At 53.8% G+C, this 11,934-nt stretch carries 9 protein-coding genes; 2 read left to right on the top strand and 7 right to left on the bottom strand.

All coding sequences use genetic code 11. The features are described from left to right. The 7 genes from ACIPSK_RS27625 to ACIPSK_RS27595 form a co-directional block, all read right to left on the bottom strand. Positions 1-641, bottom strand: a 641-nt coding sequence (locus ACIPSK_RS27625; protein WP_446533082.1) for an acyl-homoserine-lactone synthase, incomplete at its 3' end; no start/stop codon positions are given. A 260-nt stretch (positions 642-901) separates the two neighbouring features. Then, complete coding sequence (locus ACIPSK_RS27620) at positions 902-1,645, bottom strand: helix-turn-helix transcriptional regulator (RefSeq protein ID WP_017968911.1); 744 nt, start codon at positions 1,643-1,645, stop codon at positions 902-904. A 152-nt stretch (positions 1,646-1,797) separates the two neighbouring features. Continuing rightward, on the bottom strand, positions 1,798-2,511 hold the full coding sequence (locus ACIPSK_RS27615) for an acyl-homoserine-lactone synthase (protein ID WP_168724885.1): 714 nt from the start codon (positions 2,509-2,511) through the stop codon (positions 1,798-1,800). Positions 2,512-3,619: 1,108 nt separating this feature from the next. Then, on the bottom strand, positions 3,620-4,324 hold the full coding sequence (locus tag ACIPSK_RS27610) for a hypothetical protein (RefSeq protein WP_017968908.1): 705 nt from the start codon (positions 4,322-4,324) through the stop codon (positions 3,620-3,622). Between the two features lie 92 nt (positions 4,325-4,416). Then, positions 4,417-5,778: an NAD(P)-binding protein gene (locus ACIPSK_RS27605; RefSeq protein WP_130806886.1), complete on the bottom strand. Its 1,362-nt coding sequence runs from the start codon at positions 5,776-5,778 to the stop codon at positions 4,417-4,419. Positions 5,779-5,894: 116 nt separating this feature from the next. After that, a complete protein-coding gene (locus ACIPSK_RS27600) occupies positions 5,895-7,010 on the bottom strand; it encodes a nucleotidyltransferase family protein (protein WP_017968906.1) in 1,116 nt (371 codons plus the stop codon). A 21-nt stretch (positions 7,011-7,031) separates the two neighbouring features. Continuing rightward, complete coding sequence (locus ACIPSK_RS27595) at positions 7,032-7,448, bottom strand: hypothetical protein (protein WP_017968905.1); 417 nt, start codon at positions 7,446-7,448, stop codon at positions 7,032-7,034. A gap of 1,455 nt (positions 7,449-8,903) precedes the next feature. On the opposite strand from ACIPSK_RS27595, the gene ACIPSK_RS27590 reads away from it, so the two are divergent. Further along, positions 8,904-9,476, top strand: a complete 573-nt coding sequence (locus ACIPSK_RS27590; RefSeq protein ID WP_080635755.1) for a hypothetical protein — start codon at positions 8,904-8,906, stop codon at positions 9,474-9,476. Between the two features lie 1,331 nt (positions 9,477-10,807). Next, positions 10,808-11,512: a GntR family transcriptional regulator gene (locus ACIPSK_RS27585; RefSeq protein ID WP_017969142.1), complete on the top strand. Its 705-nt coding sequence runs from the start codon at positions 10,808-10,810 to the stop codon at positions 11,510-11,512. Positions 11,513-11,934 lie beyond the last annotated feature (422 nt).

Genomic DNA, 11,934 nt, shown 5'->3' with positions numbered 1-11,934 from the left:
TGGTGCAAAGTAGCATCGGGCTTCAGCGGATTTCGAGCCTCCGGCTCGAGCAAGAGGGTGCTTCCTTGGATAGAATAGAGTTGATGATGCTTCCTCAAGCCAGACATGGAAGGCTTTGCCTGGATTGGTACGATTAATACGCCATTGAGCAGCGAAGGCGGACCAAGCTCGGTTACGTTCCAACCGGTTGAGACTAAGAGTTGCACGAGCTTCGGGTGCGTTTCGACGATCACCGAGGTTATGCCGGCAACAAGGCAAAATTCCATCACGCCGGTCATCAAGACATGTGACGCCGATACCCCATTTATTAGAATTTGACCTTCCGCGACAATACATCGGGTCCACTCGAATATCTCGGGCGAACGCGGCCATGCTTGCCCTTTCATGATCTGCGGATAAACATCCGATAAGAGATGAGGTTCAGTCGTCGGGAGCAATCGCGTATATCCCACGACAGTATCTTCGAAGAACAATGCAAGGTGCAGCGCACGGTCGTGATCGAACTGGTCGATTTCTAATCCGTCATTTCTACGAAGCGCCTCCCAGCCAAGCCTTTCCACGAATTGCTCGTGCCGAAAGCGCCAAATTTTCTCCATTGCTTGCCCGCGTGATTCGTGGCGACCGACGTAAAGTCTTATCATTCTGCCCCCCATCATAGTGCAAGAATGCATTAGACTCCCGGTCGTTTAAATGAGTGAAATTACCTAGTTTTCACGCGTTCGCCGGCCAACGCCGTCGTCGATCGTCCTGCAGTGATAAGGAGTGCCTAAAGGTGACATGGCGAACGGACCGCGGTCCATAGTGTTGAGATTGGCTAAGGTTTGGGGTTCACGCGCGCCTTATCGGACAATCGTGATCAGACGTCATCGAAATTGCGGCCCTCACCCAGGAGGGCGTTACTTTACCGAAGGATTCCGTAACGAAAACTCTCCGCTATCATCTGCGCCGAATTGACGACATCGAGTTTGCGTTGAACATTGAGTATCTCATTTTGGATGGTTCTATGCGAGCGGCCTAGAATTGCCGCGATCTCCACCGCTGTCTTGCCCGCAGCGCACCACTGAATGATCTCGCGTTCACGCGCAGTTATTCTTAAAAGGCGCCTGTCTTGGGAGCTCACGTTTTTCGTTAACAGGCTGCGCACTGTGTTATGGGCGTAAATTGATATGATATGTAGCGCTCCTCTGGCAGCTCGCGACAGATCCACCTTCTCTGCCCCGAAAGTGATAATTGCTTGAAAGCCGTCGGCGGTATGCAGTGGCACACTGTAACCATCCTTCATTTTGAACTCTCGGGCCTCCATCATAATCCGGCGCGCATGACGGCCGAGCTCTTGACCCTGCAGTGCTTCCGACCACACAAAGGCACCGTCTTGCATTTTACTCAAATGGATCACGGGATCGGCATGGACGTAATTGCCCGTTGAATAACGTTCAAACCACTCGTAGGGCCATGCGTTCAACAAGAAATACGGATCGATGCGCTCCGTAGGCAAGGGTATGCCGGACATTGCAAAGCAACTAAAACCAAAGTGGCACGCTGTTCTGTTCAATGACTTCAGTATATCCTCACTGCTCTTCGCTAGTGCAGCGTCTGATATAAAGTCGAACATTACATTTGCCGTTGCCAACGCCTCGCTGTCCACTCTTCCCTCCAGGACATGCTACTCAAGGCAGCATTTTTCATGGTCGCTTCCGGTAGGAGCTAACTCTCCGAGTAGCCACTGTAGACGAAAAACCCAGCGAAGAGGAGCCTTGTCTGTATCTTTGGCAAAGTTGCCCAGACAACGAAACCAGGTCAACAGCTCCGCCTTTGCTTATGACAATGTACTTGCAAATGGCCCGGACCTGATGTCAGAGCTGGCTTGACCTGGTGCAAAGTAGCATCGGGCTTCAGCGGATTTCGAGCCTCCGGCTCGAGCAAGAGGGTGCTTCCTTGGATAGAATAGAGTTGATGATGCTTCCTCAAGCCAGACATGGAAGGCTTTGCCTGGATTGGTACGATTAATACGCCATTGAGCAGCGAAGGCGGACCAAGCTCGGTTACGTTCCAACCGGTTGAGACTAAGAGTTGCACGAGCTTCGGGTGCGTTTCGACGATCACCGAGGTTATGCCGGCAACAAGGCAAAATTCCATCACGCCGGTCATCAAGACATGTGACGCCGATACCCCATTTATTAGAATTTGACCTTCCGCGACAATACATCGGGTCCACTCGAATATCTCGGGCGAACGCGGCCATGCTTGCCCTTTCATGATCTGCGGATAAACATCCGATAAGAGATGAGGTTCAGTCGTCGGGAGCAATCGCGTATATCCCACGACAGTATCTTCGAAGAACAATGCAAGGTGCAGCGCACGGTCGTGATCGAACTGGTCGATTTCTAATCCGTCATTTCTACGAAGCGCCTCCCAGCCAAGCCTTTCCACGAATTGCTCGTGCCGAAAGCGCCAAATTTTCTCCATTGCTTGCCCGCGTGATTCGTGGCGACCGACGTAAAGTCTTATCATTCTGCCCCCCATCATAGTGCAAGAATGCATTAGACTCCCGGTCGTTTAAATGAGTGAAATTACCTAGTTTTCACGCGTTCGCCGGCCAACGCCGTCGTCGATCGTCCTGCGAAGTGATAAGGAGTGCCTAAAGGTGTCGAGCAGAAGAACGGATCGGTCGTCCGGCGGGGATTGCCGGCTATCATCGCCACGAAGGCGTTGAAGCTGCGGCGACGCTCGCGGACCTATACCGTTCAATGCGTTTGTTCGTAAACTTCTTTCAACCGTCGTTCAAACTCCTGGAAAAGCGGCGTGATGGCACATTGGTCAAGAAAAGATACGCTTCTCCCGCGACACCGCATCAGCGGCTGATGACGGATCCAAGAACGTCGACCGAGGTTCGCAATCGCCTATTGCACATGAGCGAGCAACTCGACTCCGTAAAGCTTCTCCGCGGCATTCGTGCGGGACAACAGCGCCTCGTTGACATCGCTCACCAGGGCGCACCATCAACCGACGCTCCTGATATCGAGAGCTTTCTACAAAGCTTGCGTGTCGCTTGGACAGACGGGAAGGTTCGTCCGACGGCGAAAGCGAAGCCGAAACTCAAGGGTGAGCGGCGGCGACCCGACCCGCTCGTTAGCGTTACGGAAGATCTCCGTGCATGGTTCCAGGAGGAACCATGGAGAACCGGCCGGGAACTATTGGAGAGGCTTCAGTCCATTTATCCAGGTGAATATCTGGATGGCCTAATAAGGACGTGCAGCGGCGAGTGAAAGACTGGCGTCGGGATGGTGCGCATACGATGATCTTCGGAATCGACCCCAGCAGAACAACGGAGCTGCCCTAACGCGAAAGGAGCATTTTGGTGAGGCAATAGGCAGTTCATTCAGGAGCATTCTCCAATGAGGCAATACGAATCTCACCTTGTTTGCCGCTACGCACCGTGGGGCTTAAGCTGCGTGAACGGCTGGGCTTAAAGGGCGCCGCCCCGGCGGGCGTCTGTATGTTTTCTTACGAAGTTTTCGTTTCTTGTGCCTTCGGAGACCAATTATTTATGCTGTGACACTGCAGAAGGGCCGCCAATGGCAGCTGCCGATGTAAAGTGGGTTGGCGATTTGCAGTAATTTTATTCACACGGTGTAGCTTTCCTAGCCAGGTGGTATTCCTCGACGTCGTGTTGCGCGGCAATGTGCTGCAAAATGCAATCAACGACATCGGTATCGCGTGTATCCTCATTCTGAGGAACGACAAGCCAACCACGTTCGCAAGCCATCTCCTGCAAGACGTTCTGAATCTTTGTCTGATAGGCGCAGTAAGCGTCGCGCGGATCGCCGCGATAACCGTCCCAACGCCCCATCTCGGTCTCTTTGAAGACCGTGCGCCGGTGCCAAGATACATGCGGCTCTATCTCCAACAGGACGACGAGATCAGGCTCGGCAGCCCGATCGAAATAATCGAGAAGCTGGGCTCTGTCGATCTTCGCTCGGCAATGCGCTTTGGCGACCACTCTGAACTGCGAACCGTCCATAACGGTGATGAGATTGCCAAACCTGGGCTCTCTGCGAAGCATTTGGCCCACGGCAGAAAACCAGGATGCGAGCAAAAACAAATAAAAATGGGTTCCGAGCAGGTCAATCTTCGGTTCGCCCTGTTCAGGCCAAATGATTTCCTTTAGCAGGCGAAGCCGACTATCAGTGAAAGCGTCTCCGAACTCTATGTCGCTCTTATTCAAATAACGGGCCAGATACCCCCCATCACGCAGGTTATGAGCCAACTTTCGGGCAATATGAGTCTTGCCCGCTCCATCAATTCCTTCGATTGCTATAAGCATGCTCCACTACCTCCCGCAAATGGTCTGCGCTTATCGCAGTATTGCCGCCCGTTGATCGGCTCGGATTTTCGGATGTGTACTTCCGCGCCAGTTTATTGTGCGGCAATTGTCTGCACACCATGTAACTCCTCGGCCGCAGTTTCGCGAAGACATGCCGCGATGGAGGCCCCGACATAATGTCCGCTGACAAGGGCGGGGACGAGGCCGCGAAACCGGCCGACGACATCGCCGCAATACCAGATCCGCCCACTATGATTCTGCAAGGCGGCATCAACGGTCGGGAAGGCACCAACACCCTCGACTGATGGGAAAATGCAGACAGTCTCTGGCGTCGCCATGTCCGGAAACTGCGTGATGAGCATACGCGCGCTTTCGGCGAGGATCCTATAGAGTTCGGGATGTAATAGAGCGGCCACGTCGCCCCTGCTGAACTTCTGCCGCGGGAACCAGGGACGATCAGCCTTTCCGAATTCAAGCGCTTGGGATATGGAAGGGCGATCTAGGAATTCGGTGAGTGGCTGCCATGTCGCCGTCGTATCGCTCCCCAACCGCTGTTGCAAATCGGCCCAAATCTGTCGACCTCTGTCGAGATTATTCCCGCCGAAGCGCGCCAGTAAACCGAAATTGGAGTAGCCGGTCGGGGGTCCGTCCGACCGACCGGAAAGAGCAGCAGTGCCACCATAGGGGATCATCCAAACCTCCCCGTCGCGACAAGTGCAAAAGGTTCGCACTTCCGTACACGCCGCATCGAGAATGTATTTCACGTCTGGGCGTTTAACGGCGTTAAGGAACCCAACTCCGTTAGGATGTTCGATACGGATACCAAACTCGTATCGCAGGTCGGTCATGGCGATCGGCGCCGTCATCATGGACCGTAGTGCCTGCGGACCGAAGCGCCCAGTTGCGATCGCAAGATGGGTGAAAAACTCCTCTCTCAGATCGCCGTCCGCTCCACGACTTTGCACGAGGTAGCCTTGTGGCGAGGGAATGATCATTTCCACGCGCGTGTTGGCCAAGATGAGGTTGCTGAACTCATGCATCATGGCGGCTATCAGCGCGTTTCGCTGCGCCAACGAGCCGTAGGTCGACGGATAGTCCTTGCATATCATGGGCTGGCCCGTGCCGAGAAAGCTGGTTTCGGTGTCCGGATCAAAAGGGGGCGCCGGAATGCCCACCTCCGCCAGCTGGCGTTCGATTGCGCCATAGGCATCCTCAAGACGGCAACGGCCCTCTAGCGTGTAAAGATGTGTGCCGGATGGAAAAAAGCTGAACTTGCCGTCGGAGAAAAGGCCGGCACCACCAATTCCGCTTCCTAGATGGTCTGCCACGTCATGCTTACGTTCTGCAAGCGTACGGCCAGCCTCGAACAAGAGGAATTTAATACGCTGTTTGGCAAGAGCCTGGCCAACTGCCAGGCCGGCCGGCCCTCCACCGATTATTGCTACGCGTTCCACCGTTTGCTCCTCATATAAGGATCGGCTTGCCAGGCGGCGACCACCTTTGATCGCTAGCTGCAATAGCTTAGCCATGTTGTAATTGCCGTGCCGCAAGGCCGGCCGCGGGTCCCGCCTCAAGCGAGCTGAAGATCACTGATGACTGTACGCGATAACAGCTTAGGGACAATGTCTCCGAAGTCCGCTTCATCCGGCCGTCCTTGCTGATCTGGCATCAGAAGCGCCAACACCTTCAAAGGAACCGGCGCATCAAAGAGGCGACGAACCTGTTCAAGGACGTAGAAGATTGCAGCTGAAAAGCCGTACTTGCCGGCAACCGCAAGCAACTCGGGCCAGTCGATGTCCTCGGCATGAAGGCGCAACAGCGCGTCGATGTCGCCCAGCATCTGCAATTTCAGGGTGCCATGTTGGTAGGCTTCAAAATAGATGCGGGCAGCGCTGAACCACAGAACGCTAGTCAGCGACTGACAATGCACTTCTCGACCGAGCAACCTGCGGGGACCGGCGCCGCGCCAGACGTCTACCTCCTCCATGCCAGCTCCAAGACTGAAGTGGATGTCGACGAACACCGGCATCCGCACCGAGCCATCGTCTTGGACGAAGGATTTGATCTGCCGCGTTCGCCATTCTGGCGCGATTAGGGTCGTATCGAACTTCGGCCGAATCTCCTCGACCATAGTGACTGAATGTAGCGCGTACTTATGCTCGAGCGTCTGGTGTGTGATCTTGCGGAACATGTGTGTGAAGACACCATCCGCCGGATTGAATACTCCGTGCTGATAACCCAATCGGTAAAGCTCTTTCTGCACTCGCCAGACATCTGCTTTGCGCACCATAATGTCCAAATCCTGCATCGGGCGCAGTGCCGGGTCGGAATATAGCAGAGCTGCCAATAGAGGACCCTTGAACAAATAGTGTTCCAGATCGCACGCACGAAAATGTCCTAGAAGTTCACCAAGGCGACGGAATTGTACCTCGCTCCGCGCCTTCGACAACTGCGACCACATATGTATGTAGTGGACGACCCATTCTGGTGTCCGGGGAAGCAAGGCTAGTCTATTGAGGTGGAAACCGCACAACGGCAATGTCTGATAGCTCTCGGCACGCCAAAGGACGAATGACCAATCCAGATCCGAATCGACAATCCGCTGCAGGCGCACGTCATCGGAGGGCGTCAGGTCCGGTCTACAAGTCAGTAGGAGAAAAGTCTCCTCTCGGGACAGCTGAACCATTGTTGCTCTCCTTCTATCCTCTTAATTTTTGGAGACGACCGTTTTTGTTTTAGCGACATCGGCGGCTTCATTCACGGCAACCGGCGTCTCGTGCCCGCGCCCGTTCGATCCAGCTGGCGATAGCAGAGCCTGATAACGTTCGAGTTGGCGATCGAATTCTCCTAAATCCTTGTCAAAGCCCTGTGCAAAGATGTCGGAGAGCGTGGACTCGCTCTTCTGTCCCCCCTCGACAGCGGCCTGAGAGCTCATCCGGACGGCATGGGATGCAAGCAGGCTATAGGGAAACATCATGGGCAAGCAGGCAGTGCCAGAAGCTTCGGGTTCGATGTTTGCCCCAATATCTTGCATAATCAGAACAGCCAGCTTCCCCGCCAACGTGATGACGAACTTGCCGTCGTTCTCTTCTACCGAATATCCAAAAAGCAACGAGTCGCTCATCTCAGTTATTCCTCCCTAGACCGAAATGCAGCCAAAAGACCGTTGCCTCGGGCTGCGCAGAAACAATTGCCGCGGAATGCACTCGCGAGAATACATTCCGCGCCGGAGGGACACACCTAGACGGCGCGATGGATCGCGTAAGACCTGCGCCGGACACTCTGCCCGCGCTTCCAAAGGGACACCTCGTGCCGGGAAAGGGCCAAAGCACTGCGGCCGGCATTCAGCAGGCTCCAATACTTCTTCTTGTTGCCTGCCGCCCTGTGCTGTTTCGCCAATGCGAAGCAGTTCTTGGCTAGACGTAGGTGTTTTCCAGCTGGCGAAGTCCAAAAACCGCGGCTAGGTTTTGTCGAAGATGTTGCTGCACGCGATGCTTGAAGAAAGGGATTTCTTGCATAAGCCATTTCCATTCTCCTCTTTTGAAGTCATGCGTCCCGCTATACGCAATCTGTAGTTGCCGATAGCCGATCATTCTTTTGGGTGTAGTGGTCGTATAAAGGTATTTTTCGTATGTTGTGATAACCACTGTGAGCTAAAAAACGATTCACTTAAATAGGTACTATTACTTAGCTTTGCCGACGTGCTGAGCAACAACTCACGGCCGCTGATGTCATTTGACGGTTTTCCCGAGCCACTCTCGGAGACGCAGTGCACGCGCGCCTGGGCGAAACTGTTCAGCAGCGCCTGCACGCTGAGCTTGCCGCCGTGCATGTTCGGAAAGAGGGCCGCTGCGCCTCGTTTCCTGGGCTTCTTGAGCCAGCAACGAAGGGCTTGCTGTGCGTCCTTTGTGAGTGGCGTACCTCGCTCTTTGCGGCCTCTTCCGATGTATTGCACCTATCCACCGCGGCCGAACATTACCGCGTCTCGGTCGAGATCGATGACCTCGGAGAGCCCCGCCACCCCGTTCGCGCGGCCAGCAGTAGAAGAGTGTGATCGCCGCGTTCCAGCCATGTGCTTCGATCCGTACAGTCCAGAATCGCTTCAATCTCGGGCCTGGTGAGAAACTGAAGCCTCCGCTTGTCACATCGCTCGGTAAGCTCCCGGTGGGGCCGCCTTGCGAGGTTGATGCGAATATCGGAAGTCTGTAATGGGCGTACTGCGCGCTATTCCCAATACGACTACAATCTCGCGGGAGCTGGTCCCGCTTCCGGCAAGTCGCAGCATTTATCGTAATGTCTCATGCTCAGTCTTCTCTTTGCCGGCTCAAAATGTCCTCGATCATCACGAGGTATCGATGCCAAACGTTGCTGACCCAGGAGGTAATCTTCAGTGCCGAAAACTGGCCGGTCTTTGATTGGAACGGTGGCCGGGTTCACGTCTGAAATCCGCAACAAGGCCGCTCAATTAAGTAATTTTACTCATTTACTAGCGCCACGAACCCAGGTTCAAGTGAGACGCATTATTAAACCTACGATGGAACGATCCTTTCGATCGTCACATCGCTACCGGGAGCGTAAAATGGCAGACGATTATCTCAAATACGGCGATAGATTGCGCATCATCAACGCATACGGAGGAGTCGGGCTTGGCGGCTACCTCGGTGTTGGCGGGGAATCAAAGGTACCCAGTGCCGTGGATAATGTCGGAACATATGCAAGCCTATCAGGACAAGAACTTGCTACGCAATGGACAATAATGGCGGCGCCGGGCTCCTCTAAAACCCCTGGACAAAACGTTTGCAGCGGTGATCAGATTCGCCTTCAAAATTACCAAGATGAAAGTTATTTGGCATTATTCAGCAGCAATCCGCCGGGTGATAGCGGTTATCCCGTGGCAACCACCACCACTTTGAATGATGATACGATTGCGGCCGCTTGGTACGTCCTCATTAGTAGCCAAAATAAACGCAATGATCCAAATCTGAGCGACACAAACGACATATATTTGGTAGCTACCTTTGGTACGCTGGCAGGCGCTTTGGATACCAACGGCGTAGGTGCAGGCGGCTTCAAATACAGCGTCACGGGTGCGCGTCTGCTCAATCGTGACGGCGGAAGCGGCTCTTGGCAGGTAGTGAAAATCAGAAACTGAGCTTCAAATTCATCCATCCAGCGTTGTACCGTTACTGGCCTCGTGTCAAGTTAAGGCGCGAGGTCCCTCAAGCGGCCTACAGATGGGCAAGCTCTCTCCATACGGTAGCTCGCCTTAGCTTGGGTCGAGCATAGGATGCCATGCGGCGGTCGAGAGTGTGATTTCCTGCCACGTATTTATGGCGGCGTTTCGCAGTTTGCGATGTTCAGCAGTGCTCGTTCGGTTGCGGCCAAGATTAAGTGATGAGGAACTGCTGGCGTGCGGGACTGATTTGAACCGACTCATATGGTGTTCCCCGCGGTCGGGCTGTTGGCGCGCGACCTCGCAGCGATTGTGAAATTTCGGCTCTGTCCAACTGCACGTCGGAATTCTACCTTCGATCTCCGTGCTAAAGAGAGCCGTCTAGAAGGCAAACAGCGAATTCGCCGCCGCTGCATGGCTTGCGACACCGATCGATCAAGCATCACCAGCGTCAGCTTGTCGGTCTTGCGCATTAACTCCACCTACAGGTTGATAAATACATGAGATCCAAGGCGTTAAGCCAAAGTCGTCGTTACCCACGCGCTTGAAAGTGCCTGATCCCCTACCCTGACAACGGCGATGATACACTTCCATTGCGTTTCCTATGTTATTTGATTTTCTCGAAGAAATTCACTCCCGTGGCCATCGGCTCCGAGGTGAGGAACTAATCGAGCCACCTAAAATGTTGGAATTGTCTAGCAAGACGGGGAACTTATCCGGCTGCTTGAGCGATTGGTAAGCGAACATGGCCAGTTAAAGATTTTGCGACTCGCCAACTGAGAATCGTGTGACCGAACATGCGCAGTTGTTTGATTAATACGTACAGCATTATACGTTTACTTAGTCATCCGCAGAAAGCTAAAATACAAAAACTTACGCTCGAGCGATAACCCCAAAATATCAAAAAATATATTATCCTTATATATTGATCTGTGGCGAGCCGCCGTCTAGATCTGCTCAACACGCGGCACGGGGGCCTACCCCGGTCAGCGAAGGGAGGCTTAGATGAACCGACGTGACAACATGCACACATACAAAGCCAGAATTGACAGGCCAGAGATGAAGGTCAGCCTTGTAGCTGGAGAACGTGACCGCGACCTCTTGCGCATGGCATTGAACTCAACTGCGAGAGAAAGTGATAAAAGCCAACCGCGGCTGTAATACAGGCCGGCGAATCTCGCTCGGGCCAAAACTCGTGCCGGTATAGGGAGGCCAAAATATTTTCAGCCTTGAATTCGGAACGACGCCCGATATCAACGAATAAGATCCTGTAGAGTCCTTAAAGGACATCGACAGAGGAAAACTATCAAATGCGGTGTTGCAAGAACGCGCCTCCACGTCGCGGGGTCGATTTAAATTTTGACATTGAACCAGAACCTGCAAAGGCCGATATTGCCTACGATGCTATTCGGCGATTGCTGCACAGTTACGGCCGTGTGCCGGACCAACATCTCAGGGAACAGGATCTGGCGTCTAAGCTCGATATTGGTCGAACCCCAGTACGCGAAGCACTTCAGCGGCTGGCGGCGGAAGGGAAGATCCAATACATCCCTCAGAGAGGTTTTTTCACGAGACCGATGTCAGAAAATACACTGTTGGATTTTTATGTTGTTGGACGCGAGACCCTCATTTCGGCCTTAAATCGAATGCGGCCGCAGGCGCCAGAGAGCTGGAGCGTGTCGGACAAATTGTCCCCTGACGAACTCGCCTTAAGGACAGAAGCGATATTCGCAAAAATCGCCGAGGAAGCGGCCAATTGTGAGGCTTGCAAAATCGTCCACCGATTTTGTTTTTGTACTCACCCTTTACGAATGGAAATAACCGCGTCGGATCTTCGGCCCGCGTTTGTCAAAAGCCTCGGAAGACTAAGTGCCGCAATGTCTGAATTAGGCGTGGCAACGGACCGGGCGCAGTCCGCGTTGATGAACCACCTTGATCTAGAACAGGGTGCCGTCTCAAGGGTCGTACACGAGGTGAACGAACGTGGATTAACAGGGTTTTCTCGGCCGGCGTGAATCTTGTGATATCGCATAACTGAAGCCCTAAGGCTCGAATTCACTCGACGCCGCTCTGCGTTCGAAAGACCTCGCAATGAACGAACCGGCGGAGAGAAAAGCTCACCTCTGCAATGCTCGCAGAATAAGAGCGTTAGATCCTGCGACAGTTCGAGATCATCTTGGCGGGGCCTTCACTGCTTGTGTGGTCCCAATCTTTTTCCCGCTCAATGCACGGCTCCGCACAGCCGTCGACGAGGACCCTATTCGCCTCACAAATAAGCTGCAGCCACAGAGCCGATGCGGGTTTTCCGCGGCCGCGTGTCTTCACCAGATCGGCCATCATCTCTCGCCGGCTGAAGGCGAACATGATCACAGCACCGCCCTGACGTTGAAGGGCACGCCCCACCTGCTCTCCGCCTAAACAAAGTCAGAGATGGGCC

It is taken from the genome of Rhizobium sp. LARHSG275 (assembly GCF_052871115.1).
Note: the sequence above shows the minus strand (reverse complement) of the source record. Positions and strands in the feature narration are given on the sequence as shown.

Excerpts from the sequence above, each read along its gene's own strand:
- ACIPSK_RS27615 (WP_168724885.1), bottom strand. The coding sequence starts at position 2,511 with ATGATAAGACTTTACGTCGGTCGCCACGAATCACGCGGGCAAGCAATG.
- ACIPSK_RS27600 (WP_017968906.1), bottom strand. The coding sequence starts at position 7,010 with ATGGTTCAGCTGTCCCGAGAGGAGACTTTTCTCCTACTGACTTGTAGA.
- ACIPSK_RS27610 (WP_017968908.1), bottom strand. The coding sequence starts at position 4,324 with ATGCTTATAGCAATCGAAGGAATTGATGGAGCGGGCAAGACTCATATT.
- ACIPSK_RS27585 (WP_017969142.1), top strand. The coding sequence starts at position 10,808 with ATGCGGTGTTGCAAGAACGCGCCTCCACGTCGCGGGGTCGATTTAAAT.
- ACIPSK_RS27595 (WP_017968905.1), bottom strand. The coding sequence starts at position 7,448 with ATGAGCGACTCGTTGCTTTTTGGATATTCGGTAGAAGAGAACGACGGC.
- ACIPSK_RS27590 (WP_080635755.1), top strand. The coding sequence starts at position 8,904 with ATGGCAGACGATTATCTCAAATACGGCGATAGATTGCGCATCATCAAC.